The following is a 25882-nucleotide window of genomic DNA, read 5'->3' as shown; positions in this document are numbered from 1 at the left end:
ACCCAGACAAACAAAAGGAGGGCAGCAGCAGGTCCCCCTCCCCCCCCCCCCCGCCCCCCCCCCCCCCCCCCCCCCCCCCCCCCCCCCCCCCCCCCCCCCCCCCCCCCCCGCCCCGGTCATGCCGCGTACCCACCGTCCACCGAGAGTTCCGCGCCCGTCACGTACACCGCGTCCGGACCCGCCAGAAAGGCCGCCGCCGACGCCACCTCCTCGGCCGTGCCGAAGCGGCCGAGGGCGGTCATGGCTGCCTGCCCGGAGGCGAACGGCCCGTCCGCGGGGTTCATGTCGGTGTCGGTCGGGCCCGGGTGCACCACGTTCGCCGTGATCCCGCGCCCGCCCAGTTCGCGGGCCAGCGCCTTCGTCAGCCCGACGACGGCCGACTTGCTCATCGCGTACAGCGTGGCACCCGGGCCCGGCGTGCGCCGGGTGACGCAACTGCCGATGGTGATGATCCGTCCACCGGGTGCCATCAGTGCGGCGGCGGCCCGGGAGGCCAGGAACACCCCGCGCACGTTCACGGCGATCAGGCGGTCCACGTCGGCGAGCGACATGGTCTCCAGCGGCTGCATCAGTCCCGCGGCCGCGTTGTTCACGAGGACGTCCAGGCCCCCGAGTGCCTCGGCCGCCCGGTCCACGGCGCCCGCCGCCTCTGCCGCGTCCGCGGCGTCGGCACGCAGGGCCACCGCCCGTCGCCCCAGCGCCTCGACGGCCCGCACCAGGTCCTCCGCCGCCTCCTTCCCCCGCACGAAGGTCACCGCCACGTCCGCACCCTCCTGCGCGAGCCGCAGCGCCGTCGCCGCACCGATGCCCCGGCTGCCGCCGGTGACCAGGGCCTTCTTACCGTTCAGGGTCGCCTGTGTAGTCATGCGTCCATCTCACCGGCGGGACACGAGCGACGCTGGCGGCGAACGGACCTCGACCTGGCGGCTGTACGTGCCGTCCGCGGCCCGCGTATGCGTGCGTGACCGGGCGTTGTCAGTGCCGGGCCGTAGGGTGCGGAGCATGGCCCGTTCCTGGAGGCGATGGGGGTAATGATGCGCAGGCCCGTCGAGGGAGAAGTGCACGTCCACTACGGCCAGCTCTACGTCGAGAGCGATCCGGACAGCTGCGGCCCGGACCTCGCCGAGGCGTTCGCCGGCCAGTCCTCCGGTCTGTGCGGCGCTGCGATTCCCGGCACCCTGTGGCTGACGACCGGACTGCACACGGGCGACGTCGGCTTCACCGTCGAAGTGCACGACGAGGCCCCGCCGTTGGACCCCGGCTGGGAGGACGTGGTGGAGGTGCCCTTCCGCCCCGTCTCGGACAGCACCTCGCTCGTGCTGTGGGGCGGCGAGGGCTCCTGGGAACTGGGCCTGGAGCAGACCGACTACCGGATCCGCTATTGCGCTCAGGGCATGGACGCGGCACACGAGGAGGACACCCGGCTGGACGGCGAGCCACAACTGGACCGCTATCTCCTGCAGTTCTGGCCCGCCCCGCCCGCGCCGGACCGTGTCGTGCGGCAGACCTCGGGGATGGCGGCGTACTGGCACGACTACGCCCGCACGCTGCCACCCCCTCCCACCCCGGCCGAACGCGCCGAGGCCGAACGCCAGGCCCGCCTCGCGCAGGAACAGGCGGACCGGGAACGCGAACTGGCCTACGAGCGCTGGGCGTGGGGAGGCCGGTCGCCGAGCCAGGCCTTGCGCGGCGTCGGCGGCAACGTGAGCGGCCTGCTCCGCTTCGACGCGGCGCTCGTGCACGCCATCGACGCCGCCGGCCCCGCCACGCAGCGCGCGGTGGCCCTGCTGGCCGCGCGCCGCGCGTGCGGGGCGGCGGGTCTCGCGGAACTGGACTGGATCGACGCCGGACTCACCGCCGTCACCGAGGGGCGACCGCTGCCGCCGCCGCTCGACGACGAGTCCGTGGTGTGGCAGGCCCTCCACGCCGACCCGAGGGTCCCCGACAGAACCGTCGGCCCGGCCGTGCCGCCCGAGCGTCCGCCCTTCGAGGCGCCGCTCGCCCGGGGCGAGGTGTCCCTGCCGATTCCGGTGCCCGATCCGACCGCGCTGATCGTGGGGCCCGCGGCCGACTGGACACCGTCCCCCGCGCCGTCCGAGCCGCCGACGGACGAGTCCGCCGAAGTGGTGCGGTACACCGTGCGGGTCACCCTCGGCGAGCCGGATTCCTCCCTGCCCATATCCCAGCCGCACATGGCCGTGCCCGCGCTGCTCGCCGCCGCCGACCCTGACCCCCTGCAGGCGGCCCTGGACGCGGTGTACGCGGGCATCACCACCTATGGGGAGGACTACCCCGCCCTCCTGCGCGAGGTCTGGTCGGTGTGCGACGGCGGCCTCGCGTAGCAGGCGGCTCATTCCGGAGTGCCTGCAGCCGCCGTGGTGCGCCCGGGGCACTCCCGTCACTGCGGTGAGGGCGCGGAGCGGGTGCGTCGGTGGGCCGCGACCCGCTCGCGCGTCGCGCAGCGCCGGGAACAGTAGCGGCGTTCGGGGCCGGGCCCCTGGGTGACGAAGACGTTCCGGCAGGCGGCGGACGCGCAGGCTCTGCCGGGCGGGAGCTGGCGGTCCCAGACGAGAACGGTCAGGGCCAGGCAGGACGAGGCGAGGAACCACTCGGCCCAGGGCGCGTCGTCGTCGTGGTCGAGGTGGGGGTGCCAGGGCGTGCCACCGCCGTGCGAGGTCAGGCGGAGCGGCCCGGTGTGTGCGCGCAGCAGGCGGTTGAGGGCGACGGCGGCGTCGTCGGCGTGCTCGGCTGCGAAGACCTCCCGCAGCCGGTCGGCGGCCTCCCGCATCCCCGCGACGTCACGGGCGGTGAGGTCCACGGGGCCGCTCTCGCCGTATGCGCGGAGCACCTCCGCCACGTCGCCGGGGTCGGGGCGGTCCGCGGCGAGGGCGTTGACGAGGGCGGCGGTACGGCGAGCCATGGTCAGGACGGAGTGCCGGGTGGACCAGTCGCCGGCGGCATCTCTGGAGGACACCGGCGCACTGTAACGCATATTGTGAAGATTTGAGTTACCTCCGTAACGTCACCATAGTGATAAGGCGTTACGCGATGGCCTCCTATCTCGCGGGGGCGGTGATGGCACGCGCCGGGGACGAGATGTCCGGACCGGCGCTGATGCTGGCGGGATACGCCGCCGCCGGGTCGCCGTCGGAGGCGTCGGCGCTGCTCGCGGGCATCACGGTCGCGGCGGCGGCCGGCGGACCGGTGCTCGGGGCGCTGCTCGACCGGCGGCAGCGGCCGGGACGGCTGCTCGCCGTGGCGCTCGTCCTGTACGCGGCAGGCCTGGTGGTGATCGTCGCGGGGCTCGGCCGGCTTCCGTTCACGGTCACCGTCCTGATCGCCGTCCTCACCGGATCGCTGGGGCCGGCACTGTCGGGCGGCTGGACGAGTCAGCTGCCGCGCGTGGCCACGGGCGACCGGCTGCCACGGGCGAACGCCCTCGACGCCATGACCTTCGGCGCGGCGAGCCTGGCCGGTCCGGCACTCGCCGGCGGGCTGGCCGAGACGCTGGGGGCGTCGACGGCCGTGGTGGTGTCGGCGGCGCTCATCGGTTCGGCGGCGCCCGCCGCCTGGACCCTGCCAGGGTGTCCCGTGCGGATGCGGGACGTGAAGCGGGGTTCGCTGGCCGGCGACCTGGTGGCAGGAACGCGGGTCATCGTCGGCAGACCCCGGCTGGCGCGGGCGACTCTGCTCTCGGTCGTGTGCTGTGCGGCGCAGGGCACGCTGACAGCCTGCGTTCCGGTGCTGGGCGAGCGAGTGCTCGGCGGCGCGGGGCGCGGCGCGCTGCTGCTCTCCTGTGCGGCCGTATCGGCCCTGGCGGCCAACGCCGTACTGGCGCGCTTCCCACGATCCGTCGCCCCCGACTCGATCATCCGGGCCGGCGCCCTGATCCAGGCCGGCGCGCTCGCCCTTGCGGCGGCGGGCCGTCCCGCCCTGCTCGTCCTGGCCCTGCTGCTGGCCGGAATGGGTGAAGGACCGCAGCTCACCGCCGTGTTCGCGGTGCGCCACCAGGAGGCTCCGGACCGTCTGCGGGGCCAGATCTTCACCACCGGCGCCAGCCTGAAGATCACCGGCTTCGCAGCGGGGGCGGCGATCGCCGGCCCGCTCGGGGCCCGGTCCCTCTCCGGCACCCTGGTCGCGGCGGCGGGCGTGGTGGCCGTAGCGGTGCTGGGCGTCCGCGCCGTACCGCTGGACACCGTCGCGCGGACGAGGCTGAACGAGCCCGTACCACCGACAAGGCCCCCGGCGCCCGGACAGATGTCGGATGATACGTGTAAACCATAACGATCTCGGCCAAGCTCTTGTGTCCGCACCGATCCCGCCTAGCCTCCGGCCATGGCATTTCTTTCAAGTCGCCGCAGAAGGGCTCGTCTGGCTCCGGAACTCGACGACCAGGAGCTCGGCAAGCTGTTGAAGTCTCTCGTGGCGACCACCAGGACCGGCACCTTCGCGACCACCGATCTGTGTGTGGCGCAGATGTCCCGCCTCCTGGAGCAGGAACCGGGCGACTGGGACCGCCGGACGCATCGCATCGACGTCCTGGCGGGATACCTCTCCGGCTCCCAACTGCCACGGTCCTGGGTCACGCGTGAGCCCCGCAGCGCGAACGCGCACGTCCTGCACGCCTGGACCCGGGTGGCCGAGGGCCGTGCCCAGGGCCGGCTCGAAGATCCGGCCGACACCATCGACAGCTGTCTGCGGGCTGCCGAACTCGCCCCGGAGGACCCCACTCCCTGGGTGGCCCTCCTCGCGGTGGCCCGCCTGGAGCGCCGGGAGCAGTCCCAGGTCTTCGGGGTGTGGAACGAGGTGCTCGCACGCGACCGCTGGAACCGCGAGGCCTATCTGAGCATGCTCGCCTACCTCAGCCCGGACGAGGCGGGGTCGCGTATCCAGGTCCTGGAGTTCGTGGACACCCTGTGCGCCCGCGTGCCCGCCAACGCGCCGTGCGTCGTGACCGAACTCGCCGCCCAGGTCCTCCAGTACCACTCCATCCTCGACCGCGGCGGATTCGAGGCACTGGTGGCGCGCAACCACTGGTCCCACGCGATGGCCGTGCAGGCCCTCGACCGCGTGGCGCACACATGGGGCCAACCCGGGTTCCTCCGTCACGCCAAGGCGCTGGCCGACCTCAACATCCTCGCCTACGCGCTGATGGCAGCGGACCGGCGCGTGGAGGCGCGTCCCGTCTTCGAGGCGATAGGCGGCTGCGTCACGCCATGGCCCTGGCAGGCCGGCGGTGTCGACCCGGTGGCCGAGTTCGACCAGACGCGACAGAGAGCCGGCCTGTGAACCCTGGGCAGTAGCGACCGTATCTGACGGCGTGCCAGTCGAGGGGTGAAGCCGTACGGAACCGGCCCCGTCCCTCGACTCGGCGGCACCGTCCGGCGCCGCGGTCGGGACGGGGCGTGTGGCCACGCTTCATTCGGCGGCTTCGGGCCGGGGCTCCTCCGCGACTGCCGCCGCCGGCTCCGCATCGGCGGGAAGGGTGTAGAAGACGGACGAGCCCTGCTTGGTGCGCTGGGCGCTGTTGCGGGCCACGAGGTTCTCCAGGGTGGTCCGGATGACCTTGGTCTGGATGGCCCGGTCGGGATGTGCCTGTTCGAGCGCCTCGGCGACCTCCGCCGCGGAGCGGGGTTCCTGCTGGTCCGCGAGGTGGCGGCGGACGAGTTCGACGAGCGTGGGCTGAGCGGTCGGGGCGGCCGGCTTCTTCACCACGGGCTTCGCCACCGCGGGCTTCGACGCCGCCTGCTTCGCCACCGCCTGCTTCGACACCGACGGCTTCCTGGCGGACCGCTTCCTGGTCTCGGGCTGCTCCGCGGTCGCCTTCTTCGACGCCCGACGTGTGCCGGACGCGGCGGTGTTCTTCCGCGGGCCGGGCACCACGGCGCCGTCGGGAGTGGCGGGTGCGCCCACCGAGGTCACACCGAGCGCCTGCTGCATGCTCGTGAGAATGGTGTGATCATGCCGCAGAGCGGTCAACTGCTCCTGCAGTGCCACGATTTCGGCGCTGATCCGCTCCTGTTCCTTGACGTTGTGCTCGAGGTCATTGGTCACCTGGCTGACGTACTGCGAGGTCAACTCGGTGACGGGGGCGGTGGGCTCGGGCATCTGTCGCTCCGATCGTGAGTGCGTGTGGTGCGCTCCTTTGCCTCTGGTGGCGGCAAGCGGGGAGCGGGAGTTGTGGCGGGTTCCCCGGCAGGGCGGGAGGTTTTCCTTGCGGGAGGTCCCAACACAGGGATGATAGGGGTGGGCCGACCTGTTTCCGTCACATTGGGAATGCGTTCTCTCGCAACTCCCCGAAGGAGAAGCCGCATAAGGACAGCCGCGCTGAGGCCGGTCCGACCAGGCCAGGACCGCGGCTTCGGCGAACTGCCGTGTTTGCTGTTGCGTGTTCGGCCCTCACGTCCGCCGGCGGCAGGCCTCCGCCGTAACACGCTCACGAGTGAACGTCCGGCCGGACGACGGTGCCGAACTCGCCTCCACGCCCGGGTCTCCAGGCGGTTCATGTCCGTCGGCGTCGGTATGATGGGCGGAGAAGACGAGCGGAGCGCCGCAGAGCAGCCCGTCCCGCAGCGCGGGCGGCAGGTGGCCCGGGGCGATGCAGGTGAAGGTGCGGAGTGCGTAGGCCGACGCCCACGCACAGGAAGCGGACACCGGGTTCGGCGCCGTGATCGTTCAGTGCGCGCCCCAGTCGCCTGTCATGGGCCGGTCCCCGTCGGTGAGGAGGCGGCAGCGACCAGAATGCGTGCGCGCAGTCGCCGACGGCACACCAGACGCGGACGCGACCTGCCCTCCCCGGGGCTCAGGAAGCGGTGCGGGACAGGCGCCGGAGGACGTCCATGGCCCGTTCGGCGTGCTCGTACGGTACGAAGAGGTGGTCGTGGTGGAAGCCGGCGACCACGTTGCAGCTCAGGCCCGCGTCAGCCAGGGCGCGGGAGACGGCGGCGGTCAGACCGACCGCGGCCAGCGCGGAGTGCACCCGCAAGGTGATCCATCCGGCCACGTAGTCGTACGCCATCCCCGCCCCGTCCGCCTCCGCCTGAGGGACGACGAGGGTCAGGCCCTCCTGCTCGGCGACCGTCACCACGGGGTTGACGCCGGACGGCACACCTCCCTCCGCCATGGTGAAGACATAGTGGCCCGGATTCAGCTCGGGACGCATGCCGCTGAGCAGTGTCTGCAGATCAGTCTCGCCGGTCACGGACCCCACCCTACGAGGCGACCGGCCGCAGGCCCGGCAGGCGAGCCGTGCCGGTCACGGCATCGGCCGTCTCCAAGCCGCCGGCCGGCGCCGCCGTGACCCGCCTGGCGGAGGGCGGTCCGGCGGCGTGGGGGTCCGTCTTACCGTCGCCCGTCGCGTCATGTGTGTGCGGGGGTACCGGCGGCCGTGCCGTTGCTGATGTGCAGGACCGCGTCCACCGCGTCGAGTGTCGCCCGGTCGAGCGGGAAGCAGCCCTGCCCGGGGTGGGTGTCCGCCCGCGTGCGGGCCGACGGATCCGCGGTGGCCGGTTCCAGGCTCCAGCCGGTGACACGGCTCTGGAAGCCGCCCTCGAACGTGTCCGGGGCGGGGTCCCCGCCCAGGTCCGCCAGACGACTCACCGCCCAGGGCCTCGCGATGCTGCACGCCGCCACGCGTCTCAGTGCCTGTCCGACCCACCTCGACAGCGGGAACCGCACGCACTTCCTCCGGGACGCCCGGGGTCTGTCCGGCGGATCATGCCGGAGTCGCGGGGCATGGCATGCCCCTCTGCGCCGGCACAGTGCCGTGCCCGGAGCCGGCCGATCCGCCGGGCAGACCCTGGAGGCGGCCGAGGTGCCCACCGCGAAGAAGGGACCGACCGAGTCAACGCCGGGGGCCGGTACCCTGCGGCAGATGGGAGTCGGTACCGAACAGACCCGGCTGGTGCTGCTGCGGGGCAACAGTGCCTCGGGCAAGTCGTCCGTAGCGGCCGGGATCCGGTCCCGGTTCGGCCGTGGGCTCGCCCTGGTGGAACAGGACACCCTCCGCCGTGTCGTGCTGCGCGAGCGGGACCGGCCCGGAGCGGCGAACATCGGTCTGATCGACACCGTCGCACGCTACGCCCTGGACGCCGGCTACCACGTGATCGTGGAGGGCATCCTGTACGCCGACCGCTACGGTGACATGCTCGCCCGACTGCGCACCGACCACCGGGGGCCGACCCACGCCTACTACCTTGACGTGCCGTTCGGCGAAACCCTCTCCCGCCATGCGACCAAGCCGATCGCCGACGAGGTGAGTGAAACAGACCTGCGCAACTGGTACCGGCACAGGGACCTGTTGCCCGGGGGAGTGGAGACGGTCATCAGCGCCGACAGTTCCTTGGCCGAGACCGTTGAGCGCATCATGGACGACACCGGGCTGGTGGGGCTCCTGCCGCTGGAGCACTGAGACTCCCCCGGGCGGGAGGCGCGTCAAGCGCCGGCGGCAGGGGTGCGGAAGTAGTGGCCCTTGTCGAGGTCTTCGAGGAGCGACGGCTGCGTCGGCTTCCAGTCCAGCAGTTCACGGGTCAGGCTGCTCGACACAGGGGCGTCGAGGCCGAAGACGCCCGCCAGCCAGGAGAAGTGCTCCGGCGCGGCGTCGGGGGACACGGAGACCACCGGCACATCGAGGTGGCGGCCGATCACCTCGGCGACGTCACGGATCCTGACGCCGTCTTCCGCGGCACCGTGCAGCACCGATCCGGCCGGGGCCCGTTCGACCGCCAGGCGGAACAGGTGCGCCGCGTCGAGGCGGTGGACGGCCGGCCAGCGGTTGGCGCCGTCGCCGATGTAGCCGGAGACGCCCTTCTCACGGGCAACGGCCACCAGCATGGTCATGAATCCGTTGTCGCCCTCGCCGTGGCAGGTCGGCGAGAGTCGCACCACGGACGAGCGGATGCCTCGCGAGGCGAACCCGAGCACCGCCCCCGCGGTGGCCGCCCGGAGCGAGAAGGGCGTGCCGTCGTACGCGGGCATGTCCCGCTCGGTCGCCACCCGCCCGGGCGCGAGACCGGCCACGCCCGAGGCCAGGACGAAGGGCCGGTCCGTGCCGGCGAGCGCGTCGCCGAAGGCCTCGACGGCGCGGCGGTCCGCCTCGGCGGCGCCCTGGAAGTCGCCGCTGAACGCGATGTCGTGCTTGAAGGCGAGGTGGATCACCCCGTCCGAGGCGGCGGCCGCGTCCCGCAGCACGCCGAGGTCGTCGACGGTGCCGCGGACGACCTCCGCGCCGGCCGCGCCGAGCGCTGCGGCGGAGGCGTCGGAGCGGGCGAGCCCCACGACCTGGTGCCCCGCTTCGATGAGTTCGGGTACGACGGCGGATCCGATCCAGCCGGAGGCGCCGGTGACGAAGATGCGCATGGGAGACCCCAAACAATTGATGTCAGTGACTGCCATAGACGCTACACCCGATGTCAGCTCCTGTCATCACGTAGGATCTCGGCATGGGTAGATGGGAGCCGGACGCGCGCGGACGCCTGGCGAAGGCCGCACTGGCGCTCTACGACGAGCACGGGTACGAACAGACCACCGTGGCGGAGATCGCCAAGAGGGCCGGGCTCACGGAGCGGACCTTCTTCCGGCACTACGCCGACAAGCGCGAGGTGCTGTTCGCCGGCGCCGGTGAGCTGGAGGACCTGTTCGTGCGGGCGGTCGCCGGTGCTCCCGAGTCCGCGGCGCCGCTCGACGCGCTGACGGTCGGGCTGGACGCGGTCGCCGAGATGTTCGCCGACCGGCGCGACTTCGCCCGCCGGCGGCATGCCGTGATCACGGCGAACGCGGAACTCCAGGAGCGCGAGCTGATCAAGCTCGCCTCGCTGGTGGCCGCCCTCGCCGGCACCCTGCGCGGCCGCGGTGTCGCGGAGACGACCGCGAGCCTGGCCGCCGAGGCGGCGGTCGCCGTCTTCAAGATCGGCTTCGAACGCTGGATCGCACCTGCCGAGGAACGTCCGATGCAGCAGCTGATCCGCGAGTCCCTGACCGAACTCAAGGCCGTGACCTCGGGCGTCCAGGGTGTGTCCGATGGGTCCAGCGGCAGGGGACGTTCCGGATGCCGTCACGGATCGTGATGCTTCAGGGTGCGGCGGTTACAGCTGGATGCGAGCCTGGGCCTACCCCCCACTCAAGGAGTGAATCCCCATGGGCATCAAGGATGAGATGCATCAGAAGGCGCAGCAGGCCAAGGAGAAGGTGGAGCAGGCCAAGCGGCAGGCGCAGCAGAGGGGCGGGCAGGCACAGGACAAGGCCCGCCAGCAGCAGGAGCGTGGGCAGCAGCAGTCGCTGGACGATATCCAGGACGAGCTCGACCAGTGATGTCCAGGGCGCCGCAGCGATAGCCGGCATCTTCAAGGGCCGGCCCTTCATACCCAAGCCTTCTTCACCGAACTTGCGGTGAGGGAGGCTTGGACGTGCTGCTGTCTTAGATGTCCCGCCATGGCAACGGCCGCTGGACCCCGTAGATTCACACCGGCGGGTGGATTGATCCCATGGACGGCTCTATCGGCGTATGCCCCGCCCGGGTGCCAGCATCATGGGGGCGTCTCAACCCACACCTGCCCGCCGAAGGGGACCCACCATGCGTCCGCGCTCCGCGCTGCTCGCCATCACGAGCGCCCTCGCCCTGGCCCTCCCATCCGCCACCGCCGCACACGCACAGGACGAGCTCGGGCTCAACTACAAGTACATCGACACCTCAACCGGGGCCGCGGTGAGCGCGAGCCTGCCGGAACAGCCCCCCTTGAACGAATGCATCCTCATCCCGCAAGTCTCCGACCTCGCACCTGGGCAGCAATACGCGGATGCATTCGCGCCTCAGAACACCAGCACCAGGGCCAATGCCCAGATCTTCGCGACTGACGACTGCACGGGTAGCCCCAAGGTCGTCCTCAAGCCAGGCAGTGACCAAGAGCCGGATGATGTCACCTTCCGGTCGGTGAAGTTCGTATTGCCCTAGGGACTGTCCGGCGGGATCCAAGAAAGGGAATCATGGTGGGAACGAAGCGGTCTGCCGCTACATGGGGCACGGCCCTGACCCTGATCACTGTCATGGCCGCTGCTGCGGCACCGGCGGCTGCCCACGGCCAGGCAGCCGACCGGGCCCGGCTGACCCAGCGCATCGCGCTCACGAACTCGGACAACGGCCGATCCGTGATGGCGAGCTTGGGTGACGACAACGAGATTCGGCTCACCGGCTACCGCGAAAACGGACTCACCTGGGTCTGGAGCACCCCGACTTCCAGCAACTCCGCCGTTCTCCGGCGTACCGCTGGCCGTACGACACCGAGCGGCGACGCATCAGCGGCCTTCCGCACGGAACATGACGGCACCGCCACCATCACCGCGCAACGACGCTGTCTCCCCGATTCAGGCCATGTCTGTCCTTTGGTGGTCACGCCGTGGAAGGTCACAGTCGAAGTGAAGTGACCTCATGGAGGGGGCCAGTACCGGGTAGGCGACGCCGTCGGCGGAAGCCCGGTTGACAGGAACCGGGCGGCCGCCGGAGTGGCGAAGAGGGGAACCGTCCCTGGACGGGATGAGACGTCGGGCGAGAGCGTGCCGCCGCTACGGCAGACCCCAGGCGGGCCCCGGTTCGCCGACCGCCACGGGGGCGATGACCAGGTCCGGCCGGGAGCCGGAGTGGACAAGGACCTCGCGGCCCTTGGGAACGTCGATGGCGAGGGTTCCGTCGCCCAGGTCCTGGGCGCGGGCCGGGGTGCCGTCGTCCAGCAGCACGGTGAGGGATCCGGTCAGACCGTGCCGGAGCTTGAGCGGCTCGCCCGCCAGGCTCCTGACCCGGATGAACCGCGTGGCTCCCGCCTTGCGCACGGCGCTGACCAGGAAGGCGCCCTGCGTGCGGAAGTTGTGCAGGGTCACGTCCGCCCAGGCGGAAGGGACGGCCGGGAACACGCGGACGATCCCGCCCCAGCTCTGGCAGAGCATGTCGTGCAGGGACTGCGAGGCGGACAGCGGTGTCTCGATGACCGGGCCGGCCTCGGTGTAGTGCGTGTTGGCGCGGCAGGGATAGCGGGTCCCCGGATCGAAGAACTTGCGCAGAAAGCCGATCGCGGTGTCGCCGTCGCCGGTCATCGCGTGGATGGATGCGGCGCCGGTGTAGCTGTAGCCGCGGTGGGCGCCGGTGAGCGCGTGCCAGTGGGCCACGGACTTCTTGATCAGATCGCGGTTCTCGGGCTGGTCCCAGGTGACGAGGTGGAGCGGGTACACCATCAGCAGGTGCGAGTAGTGCCGGTGGGACTGGGCGTACGGGGTGTCGGCACCGATCATGAAGCCGTTCTCGTCCACCGGGTACGGTGTGAGCCGGGCCAGCACCTCCTGCCAGCGTGGCGTCAACTCGTCATCGATTCCGAGCAGTTGGGCCGACTCGATCAGGGTCTGGCACCCCCAGCGGATCAGGGCGAGGTCGTAGTTGGTGTCCTGCGGCGGTACGACGGGATATTCGGGGGAGAGCGTGCTCGGCAGGTGGAGCCTGCCGTCGCTGCCCGGCGTGAGGAAGTGCAGGTAGTAGCTGATGGCCCGGCGCAGCACGGGGTAGATCGTGTCGCGCAGCAGGCTCTTGTCCATGGAGTGCCGGTAGGACAGCCACACGTTGTGCAGCGCCCAGGTGAGGTCGCCGGTCTCGGCCCCGGTGCCCGGCTGCCCCACCTCGCGGTCGGCGAACATGTCGGAGCTGCGGCCGATGCCCGAGCTGTCCGAGCGGTAGGCGGTGGGCACGTTGGCGGCGAGCTGTTCCTGGTTCTGCCGCAGCGTGGGGGCGAGCGCGTCGAGTTCGGGGTGGTTGAAGCCGTGGATGAGCCAGTACTCCAGCTGGACGTTGAGGTTCCACCAGACCGCGGGCCAGGGCGTCGGCTCCAGCCACGGTCCGGAGGTGGCCATCACGGGGCCGCCCGCGCGGCTGGCGGAGGCGACCTTGTAGAGCTGGATCCAGTGAAAGCTCTGCAGCCGCTGGTCGGGGAACGACACGAAGCTCTTCCGGTAGAACGCGTGCCACCAGCGGGTGTGCCGTCGCCGCAGGGCACCGTAGGACGGCGCGCGCCGGAGGTTGCGTACCGAGTCGGCCTCGGCGGCGGTGGTCGAGGGGAAGCTGTGGCCGACACTGAGCAGGAGGTCGTCGCCGGCGCGCCGGTACGAGGTCGCGGTCTGTCCGCCGCCGTCGAGGGGCTGGAGCACCTGTGCGGTGCCGTCGGGTGTGGTCCGGGTGGTCCAGGGCGGGTTGGCGGTGTAGCCGGCGGGCGGGGCTTCCTGGATCTTCCGGGGGCTGATGGCCTCCTCGGGGTGGAACGTCCAGGTGACCTTCTCGCCGCCGGCGGCCGTCACCCGGACGGCGAAGACCTCGTCGTGGATGAGGGCGGAGAGGGTGAGGGTGCCGGCCGTGGTGGTGACGGTGCCGGTGAGTTCGGCGTTCCACAGGCTCAGCCGCCAGTCGACGGCGGTGATGGTGCCGACCGGATCGAGCGTGAGATGACCGACCGGCAGACGGCAGGTGCCCCAGCCGCTGCCGAACTCGGGCCGGTGGTCCTGCACCCGGCCGTGCTGGACGGTGAAGCGGATCCGGCTGGCGCCCGGTTCCTGGTAGACCATGCTGCCCAGCAGCCCGTCCCCGAGGAACGGGCCCTCGTGCCAGAGCGTCGGCAGCCGGGTCCACAGCAGGTCCTGGCCGCGCAGGAACCCTTCCCACGAGCGGTCGGAGGTCATGGTGTCGCTCAGACTCCAGGGACGTCCGCTGCCCTGGCCGGCCGGCCCGGCGCTGTCGGACGGCTCCGTCCGCACGGACGGCGCGGCGAGGGCCGTCCCGGGCAGCACCGCCACGGCCGCGCCGCCCAGCGCGGTGCCGAGCACGGATCTGCGGGGAACCGGTGAACGCTTGTCCGGCTGCGAGGTCATCGTCGCCCTCCAAACCTGACGAGTCATCGAAACATCGGGTGTCTCGGGGAACGTAGGGACGCTTCGGGTTCCTGTCAATGACTTGGATGGCATCCGCTCTCCAAGTCCTCCGATGTATCAGCTCGTTGGGGGAGTTCGACGAGTGCGGCACGGCTTCGGCGGCCTGACGTTCCATAACAATCTGCCCATGATCGGCACACGCTTTCATGGAACGTACATACGATCCTGCACATGAACAGAGCTGTGAAGATCGGCCTCGCCGGTACCTGCACCGCGCTGCTCGCACTCGGGGGAATCGGTACCTACAACATCGTGCAGGGCCTGACCTCCGGTTCAGCGGGTGACGACAAGTCCGGGAAGGCAGGCCGTTTCGACCCCTCAGCGGTGTCGAGCACGCCCCCGTCGGGCGCCGAGGCGAAGAGGCTGACCCGCGCGTTCCTGGACAGCTGGTCCCAGCGGCACCTGGACGGCGCGGCGAGCGTCACCGACACACCGGACACGGCGTCCCCGGCACTGCGCGGCTACGCCGACGGCCTGCACCTGAAGAAGCTGACGTTCGATCACATCCTCAATGCGGGGCCGTCGTCGGTGACTGCGGGCGCCACCAAGGTGACCTTCGACGTCACCGCCCAGGTCGCGGGCGGCACCTGGAGCTATCCGAGCGCGGTGGCGGTGCGGAAGAGCACCAACGGTCAGCTGGCGGTCCACTGGAACAACTCGGTGCTCTATCCGGGCCTGGGCGACGACCAGTCGCTGACCGCGGGCAAGCTGCCGGCCGGCGCGACCGGCGCGAAGGTCGTCGCGAGCGACGGCAGGACGGACCTGTCCCGCTTCGCGTCGCTGCGGGACATCGCGGCGACCATCGGCAAGAACGCGAAGGCCACGGGCGGCACTCCCGGAACGGGCGTGGCCGTCGTCGACGGCGGTGGCGCGGGTGTGAAGACCCTGCGGGTCTTCTCCAAGGGCCGGCCCGCGACCGTCAGGACCACCATCGACGCCGGCCTCCAGGCGGTGGCCGAGCGCGCAGTGAAGGACGCCCACCTTCAGCAGAAGCCCGCCGGGACCGTGGCACTCGACTGGCGCAACGGACACATCCTCGCGCTCGCGCACACGGGCGACGACGGCGACATCGCCATCAACGGCATCAAGTCCCCCGGCTCCACGATGAAGATCATCACCTCGGCGGCCCTCTTCGACAAGGCGGGCCTCACGCCGAACAGCCCGGCGCCGTGCACGGACTCCCTGATGGCCAACAGCCAGCTGTTCCACAACGACTCCGGCGTGCGGGCCAACCCCGGTTCCTCGCTCGCGCAGGCCTTCACGGTGTCCTGCAACACCGCCTTCATCAAGGACGGTTTCCACTCGCTCGTGCACGACGGTGACGCCTCCGCCCTGCACGACGAGGCGGTCAACGTCTTCGGCATGAGCAGCTGGTCCATCGGCGGCGGGGTCGCCACCACCGACCCGAGCATCCCGCCGGACGTCCAGGGCGGCGACCAGGCGGCCCAGTTCATCGGCCAGGGCAAGGTCACCGCAACGCCCCTGTTCCTCGCGTCCGTGGCGGCCACCGTGCGGGGGGCCGGCTTCGAGCAGCCGATCATCCTGCCGGGACAGCACCAGGACACCGCGCCCCGGCCCATCTCCGCCCGCACGGCCGGCTATCTGCAGTCGATGATGCGCAACGTGGCCACCAGCGGTACGGCGGCTCCGAGACTGGGCGGACTGGTGGGCGTCGGCGCCAAGACCGGCACCGCGGAGGAGGGGGACCACACCAACGGCTGGCTCACCGCGTACAACTCCCGCATCTCGGTGGCCGCGCTGGTCGAAGGCGGCAGCTCGGGCGTGGACTCCGCCGGATACGTGGTCCGCCGACTGCTGACCGAGGGCTGAACCGGGGTTCGGCCCGCGGCCGCACCGGACGAGTGGTCCTCGGGCCGGTCGGATGTGCCGACACGTTCGACCGGTGCGGCAGCGAGGCGGGATGGTGCAACCGGTCAGGTCCACAGGCTGACTGAGCAGGACGGGCGGGAACGGCGTGCCGGTGATCGCGCGGCTCGTGCGGTTGGCGAGGACACAGCCCGCGACGTGATCCACCGCTGCAACGAGATCAGGCGGCCCTGTCCGGACCCTCGCTGGGCGGGACTTCGTCATCCGGACGGCGCGCGCCCGTCCGCAGGGAGGCGACGAGCGCGGCGGCCACCCAGCGGTCTGGCCGGCCGCCCCGTGCTCGTCGGCGGTCCAGCCGAGCGGCCTCACCCGGGAACGAACCCCGTCAGGGCGTATCGGGCTTGCGGGCCAGCAGGCAGGCGCGCGGTCTGTTGCCTCGTCCGCCGGGCTCCTGTTCCAGTCTCGCGGTGACGACGAGTCCCGCCTGGTCCAGCAGGTCGACCATGCGGTCCAGGGGCAGGAGGTACGACTCGTAGGACACCGGACGGCCATAGCCGTGGGTCGGCTGCAGCCGCTCGTCGCCGACGTAGTCTCCCCAGAGCAGGTAGCCGCCGGGCGCGAGCGTGCGGTGGAACTCGGCGAACACATCGGGCAGCCACCGCGGGGGCGTGTGATGGGTGGAGTACCAGGCCAGGATGCCGCCGAGTTCGTCGTCCCTCGTCTCCAGCGCGGTCATCGAGCCCTCGGTGAACCGCAGGTCCGGATACGCCTGCCGGGCCAGCCCGACCATCTTCGGCGACAGATCGACGCCGAAGGCGGACACCCCCAGCCCGGCCAGGTGCGCCGTCACGCGTCCGGGGCCGCACCCCAGGTCCGCGACCGGCCCCAGACCGGCCGCCCGCACGAGTTCGGCGAACCCCGCCAGCATCGCGCGTGACAGCGGGTCCATCGCGGCTGGGGGCGGGACGCGTTCGACGTAATCGGCGGCGACCGTGTCGTACGACTCGCGGACGGCGGTCAGAAAGGAGGGCTCAGCCATGCGGACGACCCTAGACCAGGCAACTGACAGTCCACGGCACGGCCTTGAGCTGACCTCCGCGACCTTCACCGCTCGACTCAGCCAGGTGCCGTGCGGTCACCGGGCTCTGGCGGCGGTGGTTCGGGACGTGTAGAAGGATGGCTGGAGCCGGCCGGTCAGCGTCAGGAAAGCGACGAACGCGCCCGTGACGATCCAGCCGGGCCATCCGGCCAGTCCCATGTGCAGGGGATCAAGCGCTGCCCCGGGGTCGGCGAACTCCCTGACCATGTCGACACTCGCCGTACTCACGAACGCATGGCCGATGACGGCGGGTACGACCGAGCCGGAGCGCAGGCGCAGCCATGTGAAGACCGGCAGGATGAGGACGCAGCTCACCAGCATCGCAGGCAGCGACACATACCAGGGTCGGCCTGGGTACTGGCCGCCGAGCAGCAGTGTGGGCAGGTGCCAAAGGGCGAACGCCACGCCGGTGACCACGTACGCCCGTATCAGGCTCCCGCGGTCACCGTCCCGTGCGAGGCGCGGGAAGAGGTAACCCTGCCAGCCCAGTTCCTCGCCGAAGAACAGCGGAAGCGACAACAGCATGTTCGGCGCGGCTGCGGTGGCCCACGCCCCGAGCGCGTTCCAGTGCGCTCCGCCGAACGGGTAGCGGCCGGCGAGGGTGCTGATGACCAGAGCGGCCGTGGTCAGGCCGGCGGGGACGGCGAAGGCCATCAGGCATGCTCGTGCTCCGCGCCGCCGGGGCCTCGGCCATCGGAGGGCGAGAGTGTCCCGTATCCGGCCGCTGCGCTCTGTGCAACGGATGACGAGGACTGCGGCGAGGGCAGGGGCCAGCATCGCGGCCGCGATACACACCTGCTCGAGAGCGCCGGTCGCCTCACGTGCGTCGCCGCGCCGGTAACCACTCACCAGGAGCGGTGACATGGCTGCCCACATGCCGATGTAGGCGACGCCGAGGTAGACGAACAGGCCGCGTCGCCGGTTGACGAGCGGTAAGAACCCGGGTGAGAGCGTCATGGGGTGGACGCTATGGGCCGGCGGGGCGGCCGGGGATCCGGCTGGGGCGCGTATCGAGAGTGGATCCGACGACACCTCCTGCGTGGGGCTTTCCCTACCAGCGACGGAACGGCTCACGAGATCGTGGACGGCGTCCACCGGCATGTCTTCCCGCCGGACGAGCCGGTCCGGTCGGCACCAAGGGCTACGACGGCTTCACCCTCGCCCTCGTCACCGGGCGAGGGCATGGGGAGCCCCGTGTCCCGCGCTCGTGCCGACGGCAGGCCGGCCGACGTACCCGGGGAACCGATGCGGGTCCGCACTATGCATGAGCATACGGAGTGATGCATACTCTTCCTATGTCCAAGGTCCTCACTTCCCTTCCGGTCGGCGAGCGCGTCGGTATCGCCTTCTCCGGCGGTCTCGACACGTCGGTCGCCGTCGCATGGATGCGCGACAAGGGCGCCGTCCCGTGCACCTACACCGCCGACATCGGCCAGTACGACGAGCCCGACATCGCCTCGGTGCCCGGCCGCGCCACGACCTACGGTGCCGAGATCGCGCGCCTGGTCGACTGCCGGGCGGCCCTGGTGGAGGAGGGGCTGGCCGCGCTCGCCTGCGGCGCCTTCCACATCCGCTCCGGCGGGCGTGCCTACTTCAACACCACGCCCCTCGGCCGCGCCGTCACCGGCACCCTCCTGGTCCGGGCGATGCTCGAGGACGACGTGCAGATCTGGGGCGACGGCTCCACCTTCAAGGGCAACGACATCGAGCGGTTCTACCGCTACGGCCTGCTCGCCAACCCGCACCTGCGGATCTACAAGCCGTGGCTCGACTCCGACTTCGTGACCGAGCTGGGCGGCCGCAAGGAGATGTCGGAGTGGCTGCTCGCGCACGGGCTGCCGTACCGCGACAGCACCGAGAAGGCGTACTCCACCGACGCCAACATCTGGGGCGCCACCCACGAGGCCAAGACCCTGGAGCACCTGGACACCGGCGTCGAGACCGTCGAGCCGATCATGGGCGTGCGGTTCTGGGACCCCACGGTCGAGATCGCCGCCGAGGACGTGACGATCGGCTTCGACCAGGGCCGCCCCGTGACGGTCAACGGCAAGGAGTTCGCCTCGCCGGTCGAGCTGGTCATGGAGGCCAACGCCATCGGCGGCCGGCACGGGCTCGGCATGTCGGACCAGATCGAGAACCGGATCATCGAGGCCAAGAGCCGCGGCATCTACGAGGCACCCGGCATGGCGCTGCTGCACGCGGCCTACGAGCGCCTGGTCAACGCGATCCACAACGAGGACACCCTCGCCCAGTACCACACCGAAGGCCGCAAGCTCGGCCGTCTCATGTACGAGGGCCGCTGGCTGGACCCGCAGGCACTGATGATCCGCGAGTCGCTGCAGCGCTGGGTCGGCGCCGCGGTCACCGGCGAGGTGACCCTGCGGCTGCGGCGCGGCGAGGACTACTCGCTCCTCGACACCAAGGGCCCGGCGTTCAGCTACCACCCGGACAAACTGTCCATGGAGCGCACCGAGGACTCCGCGTTCGGTCCGTCGGACCGGATCGGCCAGCTCACCATGCGCAACCTCGACATCGCCGACTCCCGCGCGCGCCTCGAGCAGTACGCGGGCCTCGGCATGGTCGGCACCGAGCACCCGGCGCTGATCGGCGCGGCCCAGGCCGCCTCCACCGGTCTGATCGGTGCCATGCCCACCGGCGGCGCCGAGGCGATCGCCTCCCGCGGCGAGGTCTCGGAGGAGGACCAGGCCCTGGACCGCGCCGCGATGGAGTCCGGCACGGACTGACACCGCCGGCCACACGTCCCGGGCAGCGGGCCCCTTCGGTTCCACACCGCGGGGGCCCGCCGTCGTGGGCGACGGCCCGCCCGGCAGCGGTCACCGGACTGCTGCCGCACAGCCGTCCCCGCGGCTCTCGTACGCTGTGTCCCGTGCCGTCCCCCCGTCTGCAACGCGTCGCCGTCCTGGTGCTCGAAGGTGCGAAGCCGCTCGATGTCGGGATCCCTGCACAGGTGTTCACGACGCGGGCCAGCATGCCGTACGAGGTGCGGGTGTGCGGACCGGCGCCCGGGCTGGTGGCGGGCGGCGACGGTCTGTCGTACCACGTCGCCCATGGCCTGGAAGCGCTCGCGTGGGCGGACATCGTCTTCATCCCCGGCTACCGGTTCCCGGACCGCGAGGACCCGCCGCCTTCCGTCGTCGAGGCGCTGCTCGCCGCCCACGCACGGGGCACTCGTCTCGCCGCCATCTCGACGGGGGCCTTCGCACTCGCCGCCACGGGCCTGCTGGACGGCAAGCGCGCCACGACGCACTGGCACTACACGCGGGCCCTCGCGGCGAAGCACCCGCTCGTGCAGGTCGACGAGAACGTGCTCTTCGTCGACGAGGGCACCGTGCTGACATCCGCCGGCGCTGCCTCCGGCATCGATCTGTGCCTGCACATCCTGCGCAAGGACCTCGGGGTCGCCGTGTCGAACCACGCGGCACGGCGCCTGGTCGCCGCCCCCTACCGCAGCGGAGGGCAGGCCCAGTACGTGCCGCGCAGCGTGCCCGAGCCGCTGGGCGAGCGGTTCGCCGCGACCCGCGAATGGGCCCTGCACCGCCTCGGCGAGCCCCTCACCCTCACGGTGCTCGCCCGGCACGCCGCGGTCTCGCCGCGCACGCTCTCCCGGCGCTTCGTCGAGGACACCGGGTACACGCCGATGCAGTGGGTGATGCGCGCCCGCATCGACCTGGCCCGCGAACTGCTCGAACGCTCGGAGCGCAGCATCGAGCAGATCGCCGCCGACGTCGGTCTCGGCACCGGCACGAACCTGCGGACCCACTTCCAGCAGATCCTCGGCACCACCCCGAGCGAGTACCGGCGCACCTTCACCCAGGGCGAGTAGCCGGGCGGCTGGCGCGATCCTTGCGAACCATGGCGCTCTCGACACGGCCATGAACCGTTGCGGCACGCGACGCTGGTGGCGCACCGAAGAACCACCAGGGACCAGCGGGAAACCAAGGGGCACCACTCATGACTCGCATCGCCATCAACGGGTTCGGCCGTATCGGACGCAACGTGCTGCGCGCACTGCTCGAACGCGACAGCGCCCTCGACGTCGTCGCCGTGAACGACCTCACGGAACCCGCCACCCTCGCGCGGCTGCTCGCCTACGACACCACGGCCGGCCGCCTCGGCCGTCCCGTGACCGTCGACGGGAACGCCCTCGTCGTCGACGGCCGCCGTATCACCGTCCTGGCCGAACGCGAGCCGTCCCAGCTGCCGTGGGCCGAACTCGGTGTGGACATCGTGCTGGAGGCGACCGGCCGCTTCACCTCGGCGAAGGCGGCCCGCGCACACCTCGACGCCGGCGCGAGGAAGGTGCTCGTCAGCGCGCCGTCGGACGGAGCCGACGTCACGCTCGCCTACGGGGTGAACACCGACGCGTACGACGCGGCCCTGCACACGATCGTCTCGAACGCCTCCTGCACCACCAACGCGCTCGCGCCGCTGGCCGCCGTGCTGGACGAACTCGCCGGGATCGAGCACGGCTTCATGACGACGGTGCACGCCTACACACAGGAGCAGAACCTGCAGGACGGTCCGCACCGCGACGCCCGCCGGGCCCGCGCCGCCGCCGTCAACATCGTGCCCACCACGACCGGCGCGGCGAAGGCGATCGGTCTCGTGCTGCCGAACCTCGACGGCAAGCTGTCCGGCGACTCGATCCGGGTGCCCGTTCCGGTGGGCTCGATCGTCGAACTCAACACGACCGTCGCACGTGACGTGACCCGCGACGACGTGCTTGCGGCGTACCGCGCCGCGGCGCAGGGGCCCCTCGCCGGCATCCTGGAGTACTCGGAGGACCCGCTCGTCTCCTCCGACATCACGGGCAATCCGGCCTCCTCGGTCTTCGACTCCGCCCTCACCCGCGTCGACGGGCGACACGTCAAGGTGGTCGCCTGGTACGACAACGAGTGGGGCTTCTCCCACCGCGTGATCGACACACTCGAACTGCTCGCCGGGAGCTGAGGTCGGCGGCTCGGCAGGGGGGCAACACCCTGGGCGTCGTAGGGAAAGCCCCCCAACCGGTCGGGGGACTGACCGGCTGTCCCGGTCGAACGGGCGCGCCGAGACTCGACGGCATGACGATCTCCACTCATGCCCCGGCCGCCGCGGAGGAGTCCGCCGCCCCTGCCCGTACGTCCGGTTCCGCAGCCGGCAGCGACTTCGCCCGGCTGTCCCGGCGTGTCGCCGCGGCGGGTCTGATGAAGCGGCGCCCCGGCTACTACACGGCACGGCTCGGTCTGGTGACCGCGCTGATGACGGCGGGCTGGGGCACCTTCCTCGCGCTCGGCGACACCTGGTGGCAGCTGGCGGTGGCAGCAGTCCTGGCCTTCGCCTTCGGTCAAGTCGCCCTCGTAGCACATGACTTGGCGCACCGTCAGGTGTTCCGGCGCGGCCGGCCGAGCGAGACGTGGGGCCGGCTCTTCGGCAATCTCGGAATCGGCATGAGCTACGGCTGGTGGATGAACAAGCACACCCGCCACCACGCCAACCCCAACCACGAGGAACTCGACCCGGATGTCGCCCCGGACATCCTGGTCTGGTCCACCGCCCAGGCCCGCGCCAGCCGTGGCCCGGCCCGGCTCATCGGGGGACACCAGGCGTGGCTGTTCTTCCCCCTGCTGACCCTGGAGGGCTTCAACCTGCACGTCGCGAGCGTGCGCGCGCTGCGCTCGCCCGCCATGAAACACCGGGTGCTGGAAGGCGGTCTGCTCCTCCTGCATCTCGCCGCGTACGTGTCCGCGCTGTTCCTGGTGCTCTCGCCCGGCAAGGCGGTCGCCTTCCTCTTCGTGCACCAGTGCCTCTTCGGTGTCTACCTCGGCTGCACCTTCGCACCGAACCACAAGGGGATGCCCACGTTCAGCGGTGACGAGCGGCCCGACTTCCTGCGCCGCCAGGTCCTCACCTCCCGCAACGTACGAGGCGGCCGGCTCACCGATGTGATGCTCGGCGGGCTCAACTACCAGATCGAGCACCACCTGTTCCCGAGCATGCCCACCCCCCATCTGCGACGGGCCCAGGTCATCGTCCGCGAGTACTGCGCGGAGATCGGGGTGCCGTACCACGAGACCGGCCTGATCCGGTCCTACCGCGAGGCCCTCGCCCATTTGCACCGGGTGGGAGAGCCGATCAGGCGGCAGCGCAGGGCGTCCTGACGGCAGCGCCCCGAAGGCGTCGCGCCCGCCTCAGCCCGCGAGCAGCATCGCGATCTCCACGACGCAGAGCAGCGCCAGGTACGCCCACGCGTAGGCGCGGTCCGGGATCCGGGGCGGCCGGCGCCTGAGCACCGCGATGACGGGCAGGGCGCCCATCAGCAGAGCCCCGGCGGCGCGGACGTCGACGAGGCCGACCAGGTGCGGGTGAGGGTACCCGGCGCCGGCGCCCGTGCCGCTCAGCGAGAGCGCGGTGGCGGGGAGTGCGATGGCGAGGGTGAGCGGGTTGGCCAGCGCGGCCGCCACACGCATCGGGTGCCCTGCGCGTCGCAGCGCGGGGACCGTCATGACGCTGCCGCCCACACCGAGGAAGGCCGCCACCGCACCGATCGGCGCGCCGAGGACGGCGGGGAGGCGGCGGGGCACCTCGCGAGGGTCCTCTACCTGAGCCGCGTGGCCGTCCTCCGCCGGTCCGCGCCGCCTGAGGAAGCCGGGGCGCAGGAGCAGATCGCCGAGGGTGAGAGCGACGTAGGCGACGAATCCCCAGTGGGCCGGCCCGGCCGGTGCGTGGCGGGTGGCGAGCGCACCGGCCGCGGCTCCGACCGCCAGCAGGAGCAGCAGCGGGCCGCTGCCGCGCAGCGCGGACAGGACGCGCCGGGGCGTGACGGCCGTGGCGAACCCCGCGTTCACCAGCATGACCAGGGCCGAGGTCGCGGTCGCCACCCGTATCGCGTCCGCGCCGAGTGCCGCGTCCGCCCACACCACGACCGGGACCGCGACAAATCCGCCGCCGAACCCGAACAGGACCGTCGTCACCCCGGTGAGCAGTCCGATACCGAGAAGTGCCACATCGTTCACAGGCCCACCTCACCAGTCACGGCGGGCTTCTCGCATGCGATGTACGGCACCATTCCTTCGAGACCCGGCCCCTACAGTGGCCGCGTGAAGAACGTCTCCCTGGACGAGCTGGACCACGTGGACCGGGCTGTCCTGCCCATCGGCACCGACTATCCGCCCGGCCATGTGCTCGACTGGCACGAGCACCGGCGCGCGCAGTTCCTCTACGGCGCGACGGGCGTCATGGTCGTCGACACACCCGAGGGCACATGGACCGTTCCGCCGGAGCGGGCCGTGCTGATCCCGGCGGCCACCCGGCACCGGGTCCGCATGCTGGCCGTGAGCACCCGGAGCCTCTACATCGAGCCGGACGCAGTGCCCTGGTGGCCCGCCACCTGCATGGTCGTGGACGTGACGCCCCTGCTGCGCGAACTGCTCCTCGCAGCCGTCGAGTTCGAGCCGGACTACGCTCTCACCGGCCGGGAAGGCTGCGTCGTGGCGCTCCTGCTGCACGAGATCGCGGCGCGCACCCCGCTCCCGTTCCACGTCGCCATCCCCGCCGCCGCCGACCTCGCGTCGATCTGCCGGGAGTACCTGGCCGCACCGGACGCCGGCGTCACCAACGCGGCATGGGCCGCGCGGACGGCCATGAGCGAACGGGCCTTCACCCGGCGTTTCCGGGCCGAGACCGGCGAGAGCCCGGCGGTCTGGCGCACCCGGGCGCGTCTGCTCGCCGCCGTGCCCCTGCTACGTACGGCGTCGGTCACCGAGGTCTCCGGCCGCCTCGGTTACGCCTCTCCGGCCGCGCTGACAGCCGCCTTCACCCGCGCCTTCGGCATACCCCCGTCCCGCTTCACCGCGAACCGTCACAGCGGCGTCGGGGGCCGCCAGGACCGACCGGCCCCGCCCGCTCGACGGTGACGGGGAAGTCGACGTGCCGGAAGGGGTTGGGCAGGCCGTGCTCGGCGGCGCGGGCCGGGTCGTCGACCCGGGCGAAGGTCCGGATCAGGCTCTGCTTCACACCGAAGACGGCGTCGGAGTCCAGGTAGGGGGAGCCCTCGACGAAGAGATGCGTGGTCAGCCTGCGGATGCCGGGCGCGGACACCTCGACGTGGATGTGCGCGGCGCGGTTCGGATGGCGTCCGGCGGCCCTCAGCAGTCCGCCCACCGGGCCGTCCGCGGGGATGGCGTAGTGGCGCGGCACGATGGTGCGGAACCAGAACCTACCCGCTTCGTCGGCCGTGAACAGCCCCCGCAGATTGCGCTCCGGGACCTCGCCGGGTCGCTGCACGTCGTAGAAGCCGTCCGCGTCGGCCTGCCACACGTCGACGCTCGCGCCCGCCACCGGCCGGCCGTCGGCATCCTCGACCCGTCCGGTGACCAGACACGGCTCGCCGCCCCGTCCCGCCTCGTCGATGCTGTCGCCGAGGGCACGCGGCGGCGACTCGACCATGTGGAAGGGGCCCTCCACCGTCGACTCCGTGACCTGTCCGTCGGCCGGCTGGTTGAGCGTCTCCACCAGCATCGACACACCCAGCACATCGGACAGCAGGATGAACTCCTGCCGGGTGCCGTCGCACCGGTGGCCGGTCTCGGTGAGAAAGCGGATGCCCGCCGCCCACTCCTCGACGGTCAGTCCTACGTCCTTGACGAAGGCATGGGTGTGCCGCACCAGGGAGGTGAGGATCTCCCGCAGGCGTTCGTCGGTCGTGCCGGCGAAACGCGCGGCGACGATCTCCGCGGAGCGCTCCGCCTCGAACATCCCCGAGGGCGGGGCCATGCCGGAGTCCGAGGCGAGGTGTTCGGTCATCTCTCCTGCTTCCCGGCCGGCCGTGACGCGGTGTGCGTCGCCGCCGGCCTGGACGGGGGCTGCAACGACCTGGACGAGTAAGGACGCCGGAGCGCTCTGCCCGCCGGTCGCCGGTCGACTTGGAACGTGCACGGAACGTCATCATGCATCGCTCGACGTCACCACGTCGTCATCGGGGAACGCCACGCCGCTCTCGCC

General features: G+C 71.5%; 25 protein-coding genes. 14 read left to right on the top strand and 11 right to left on the bottom strand.

Annotated elements, in window-relative coordinates; translation table 11 throughout:
- Positions 1 to 116 precede the first annotated feature (116 nt).
- Positions 117 to 866 (bottom strand): SDR family oxidoreductase, encoded by a 750-nt coding sequence (locus tag ACZ7HQ_RS12175; protein WP_470987587.1) that lies wholly within the window; start codon positions 864 to 866, stop codon positions 117 to 119.
- A 165-nt stretch (positions 867 to 1031) separates the two neighbouring features.
- Here ACZ7HQ_RS12175 and ACZ7HQ_RS12170 point away from each other — a divergent pair, with 165 nt between their 5' ends.
- Positions 1032 to 2342, top strand: a complete 1311-nt coding sequence (locus ACZ7HQ_RS12170; protein ID WP_470987585.1) for a hypothetical protein — start codon at positions 1032 to 1034, stop codon at positions 2340 to 2342.
- Between the two features lie 56 nt (positions 2343 to 2398).
- Here the strand turns inward: ACZ7HQ_RS12170 and ACZ7HQ_RS12165 are convergent, their stop codons facing one another.
- On the bottom strand, positions 2399 to 2992 hold the full coding sequence (locus ACZ7HQ_RS12165) for a CGNR zinc finger domain-containing protein (RefSeq protein ID WP_470987583.1): 594 nt from the start codon (positions 2990 to 2992) through the stop codon (positions 2399 to 2401).
- Between the two features lie 56 nt (positions 2993 to 3048).
- Between ACZ7HQ_RS12165 and ACZ7HQ_RS12160 the strand changes: the two genes are divergently transcribed.
- Both ACZ7HQ_RS12160 and ACZ7HQ_RS12155 read left to right on the top strand, forming a co-directional pair.
- Positions 3049 to 4284: an MFS transporter gene (locus ACZ7HQ_RS12160; RefSeq protein WP_470987580.1), complete on the top strand. Its 1236-nt coding sequence runs from the start codon at positions 3049 to 3051 to the stop codon at positions 4282 to 4284.
- A 51-nt stretch (positions 4285 to 4335) separates the two neighbouring features.
- The gene (locus tag ACZ7HQ_RS12155; protein WP_470987578.1) at positions 4336 to 5289 is read left to right on the top strand and encodes a hypothetical protein; all 954 of its coding nucleotides are present in this window, start codon (positions 4336 to 4338) and stop codon (positions 5287 to 5289) included.
- Positions 5290 to 5418: 129 nt separating this feature from the next.
- Here ACZ7HQ_RS12155 and ACZ7HQ_RS12150 read toward each other — a convergent pair whose 3' ends face one another.
- The 3 genes from ACZ7HQ_RS12150 to ACZ7HQ_RS12140 form a co-directional block, all read right to left on the bottom strand.
- Positions 5419 to 6108, bottom strand: coding sequence for a hypothetical protein (locus ACZ7HQ_RS12150; protein WP_470987575.1), 690 nt, complete (start codon positions 6106 to 6108; stop codon positions 5419 to 5421).
- A 694-nt stretch (positions 6109 to 6802) separates the two neighbouring features.
- Complete coding sequence (locus ACZ7HQ_RS12145) at positions 6803 to 7201, bottom strand: ACT domain-containing protein (protein ID WP_470987573.1); 399 nt, start codon at positions 7199 to 7201, stop codon at positions 6803 to 6805.
- Positions 7202 to 7359: 158 nt separating this feature from the next.
- Positions 7360 to 7599 carry a hypothetical protein gene (locus tag ACZ7HQ_RS12140; protein WP_470987571.1) on the bottom strand — a complete coding sequence of 80 codons (240 nt, stop codon included), beginning with the start codon at positions 7597 to 7599 and terminating at the stop codon, positions 7360 to 7362.
- Positions 7600 to 7873: 274 nt separating this feature from the next.
- Between ACZ7HQ_RS12140 and ACZ7HQ_RS12135 the strand changes: the two genes are divergently transcribed.
- Complete coding sequence (locus tag ACZ7HQ_RS12135) at positions 7874 to 8410, top strand: AAA family ATPase (RefSeq protein WP_470987568.1); 537 nt, start codon at positions 7874 to 7876, stop codon at positions 8408 to 8410.
- A gap of 23 nt (positions 8411 to 8433) precedes the next feature.
- Here ACZ7HQ_RS12135 and ACZ7HQ_RS12130 read toward each other — a convergent pair whose 3' ends face one another.
- Entirely contained in the window at positions 8434 to 9357 is a 924-nt protein-coding gene (locus tag ACZ7HQ_RS12130) for an SDR family oxidoreductase (protein ID WP_470987565.1), read from the bottom strand.
- 83 nt (positions 9358 to 9440) lie between these two features.
- Here ACZ7HQ_RS12130 and ACZ7HQ_RS12125 point away from each other — a divergent pair, with 83 nt between their 5' ends.
- The 4 genes from ACZ7HQ_RS12125 to ACZ7HQ_RS12110 all read left to right on the top strand — a co-directional run bounded on the left by ACZ7HQ_RS12125 (position 9441) and on the right by ACZ7HQ_RS12110 (position 11418).
- Positions 9441 to 10064, top strand: coding sequence for a TetR/AcrR family transcriptional regulator (locus tag ACZ7HQ_RS12125; protein ID WP_470987563.1), 624 nt, complete (start codon positions 9441 to 9443; stop codon positions 10062 to 10064).
- Positions 10065 to 10134: 70 nt separating this feature from the next.
- Positions 10135 to 10308 (top strand): hypothetical protein, encoded by a 174-nt coding sequence (locus ACZ7HQ_RS12120; protein ID WP_470987558.1) that lies wholly within the window; start codon positions 10135 to 10137, stop codon positions 10306 to 10308.
- Positions 10309 to 10570: 262 nt separating this feature from the next.
- The gene (locus ACZ7HQ_RS12115) at positions 10571 to 10948 is read left to right on the top strand and encodes a hypothetical protein (RefSeq protein ID WP_470987557.1); all 378 of its coding nucleotides are present in this window, start codon (positions 10571 to 10573) and stop codon (positions 10946 to 10948) included.
- A 32-nt stretch (positions 10949 to 10980) separates the two neighbouring features.
- Entirely contained in the window at positions 10981 to 11418 is a 438-nt protein-coding gene (locus ACZ7HQ_RS12110) for a hypothetical protein (RefSeq protein WP_470987555.1), read from the top strand.
- 138 nt (positions 11419 to 11556) lie between these two features.
- On the opposite strand, the gene ACZ7HQ_RS12105 is transcribed toward ACZ7HQ_RS12110, so the two are convergent.
- Positions 11557 to 13893, bottom strand: a complete 2337-nt coding sequence (locus tag ACZ7HQ_RS12105) for a glycosyl hydrolase family 95 catalytic domain-containing protein (RefSeq protein ID WP_470987553.1) — start codon at positions 13891 to 13893, stop codon at positions 11557 to 11559.
- 231 nt (positions 13894 to 14124) lie between these two features.
- Here ACZ7HQ_RS12105 and ACZ7HQ_RS12100 point away from each other — a divergent pair, with 231 nt between their 5' ends.
- Positions 14125 to 15783 (top strand): penicillin-binding transpeptidase domain-containing protein, encoded by a 1659-nt coding sequence (locus ACZ7HQ_RS12100; RefSeq protein ID WP_470987550.1) that lies wholly within the window; start codon positions 14125 to 14127, stop codon positions 15781 to 15783.
- Positions 15784 to 16165: 382 nt separating this feature from the next.
- Here the strand turns inward: ACZ7HQ_RS12100 and ACZ7HQ_RS12095 are convergent, their stop codons facing one another.
- Both ACZ7HQ_RS12095 and ACZ7HQ_RS12090 read right to left on the bottom strand, forming a co-directional pair.
- Complete coding sequence (locus ACZ7HQ_RS12095; RefSeq protein ID WP_470987548.1) at positions 16166 to 16819, bottom strand: class I SAM-dependent methyltransferase; 654 nt, start codon at positions 16817 to 16819, stop codon at positions 16166 to 16168.
- Between the two features lie 96 nt (positions 16820 to 16915).
- Entirely contained in the window at positions 16916 to 17836 is a 921-nt protein-coding gene (locus ACZ7HQ_RS12090; RefSeq protein WP_470987546.1) for a CPBP family intramembrane glutamic endopeptidase, read from the bottom strand.
- Between the two features lie 338 nt (positions 17837 to 18174).
- Here ACZ7HQ_RS12090 and argG point away from each other — a divergent pair, with 338 nt between their 5' ends.
- The 4 genes from argG to ACZ7HQ_RS12070 all read left to right on the top strand — a co-directional run bounded on the left by argG (position 18175) and on the right by ACZ7HQ_RS12070 (position 23040).
- Positions 18175 to 19623 carry an argininosuccinate synthase gene (gene argG, locus ACZ7HQ_RS12085; protein WP_470987544.1) on the top strand — a complete coding sequence of 483 codons (1449 nt, stop codon included), beginning with the start codon at positions 18175 to 18177 and terminating at the stop codon, positions 19621 to 19623.
- Positions 19624 to 19766: 143 nt separating this feature from the next.
- Positions 19767 to 20723 carry a GlxA family transcriptional regulator gene (locus ACZ7HQ_RS12080; protein ID WP_470987541.1) on the top strand — a complete coding sequence of 319 codons (957 nt, stop codon included), beginning with the start codon at positions 19767 to 19769 and terminating at the stop codon, positions 20721 to 20723.
- A gap of 128 nt (positions 20724 to 20851) precedes the next feature.
- Positions 20852 to 21850 carry a type I glyceraldehyde-3-phosphate dehydrogenase gene (gap, locus tag ACZ7HQ_RS12075; protein WP_470987540.1) on the top strand — a complete coding sequence of 333 codons (999 nt, stop codon included), beginning with the start codon at positions 20852 to 20854 and terminating at the stop codon, positions 21848 to 21850.
- Between the two features lie 113 nt (positions 21851 to 21963).
- Positions 21964 to 23040 carry a fatty acid desaturase family protein gene (locus ACZ7HQ_RS12070; RefSeq protein ID WP_470987539.1) on the top strand — a complete coding sequence of 359 codons (1077 nt, stop codon included), beginning with the start codon at positions 21964 to 21966 and terminating at the stop codon, positions 23038 to 23040.
- 30 nt (positions 23041 to 23070) lie between these two features.
- Here ACZ7HQ_RS12070 and ACZ7HQ_RS12065 read toward each other — a convergent pair whose 3' ends face one another.
- On the bottom strand, positions 23071 to 23895 hold the full coding sequence (locus tag ACZ7HQ_RS12065; protein WP_470987537.1) for a TSUP family transporter: 825 nt from the start codon (positions 23893 to 23895) through the stop codon (positions 23071 to 23073).
- 84 nt (positions 23896 to 23979) lie between these two features.
- Between ACZ7HQ_RS12065 and ACZ7HQ_RS12060 the strand changes: the two genes are divergently transcribed.
- Positions 23980 to 24795 (top strand): AraC family transcriptional regulator, encoded by an 816-nt coding sequence (locus tag ACZ7HQ_RS12060; RefSeq protein ID WP_470987536.1) that lies wholly within the window; start codon positions 23980 to 23982, stop codon positions 24793 to 24795.
- Here ACZ7HQ_RS12060 and ACZ7HQ_RS12055 read toward each other — a convergent pair.
- Positions 24728 to 25636 carry a dioxygenase family protein gene (locus tag ACZ7HQ_RS12055; RefSeq protein ID WP_470988901.1) on the bottom strand — a complete coding sequence of 303 codons (909 nt, stop codon included), beginning with the start codon at positions 25634 to 25636 and terminating at the stop codon, positions 24728 to 24730. The genes ACZ7HQ_RS12060 and ACZ7HQ_RS12055 overlap by 68 nt on opposite strands.
- Positions 25637 to 25882 lie beyond the last annotated feature (246 nt).

Source organism: Streptomyces sp. NPDC037290 (genome assembly GCF_055603245.1).
Note: the sequence above shows the minus strand (reverse complement) of the source record. Positions and strands in the feature narration are given on the sequence as shown.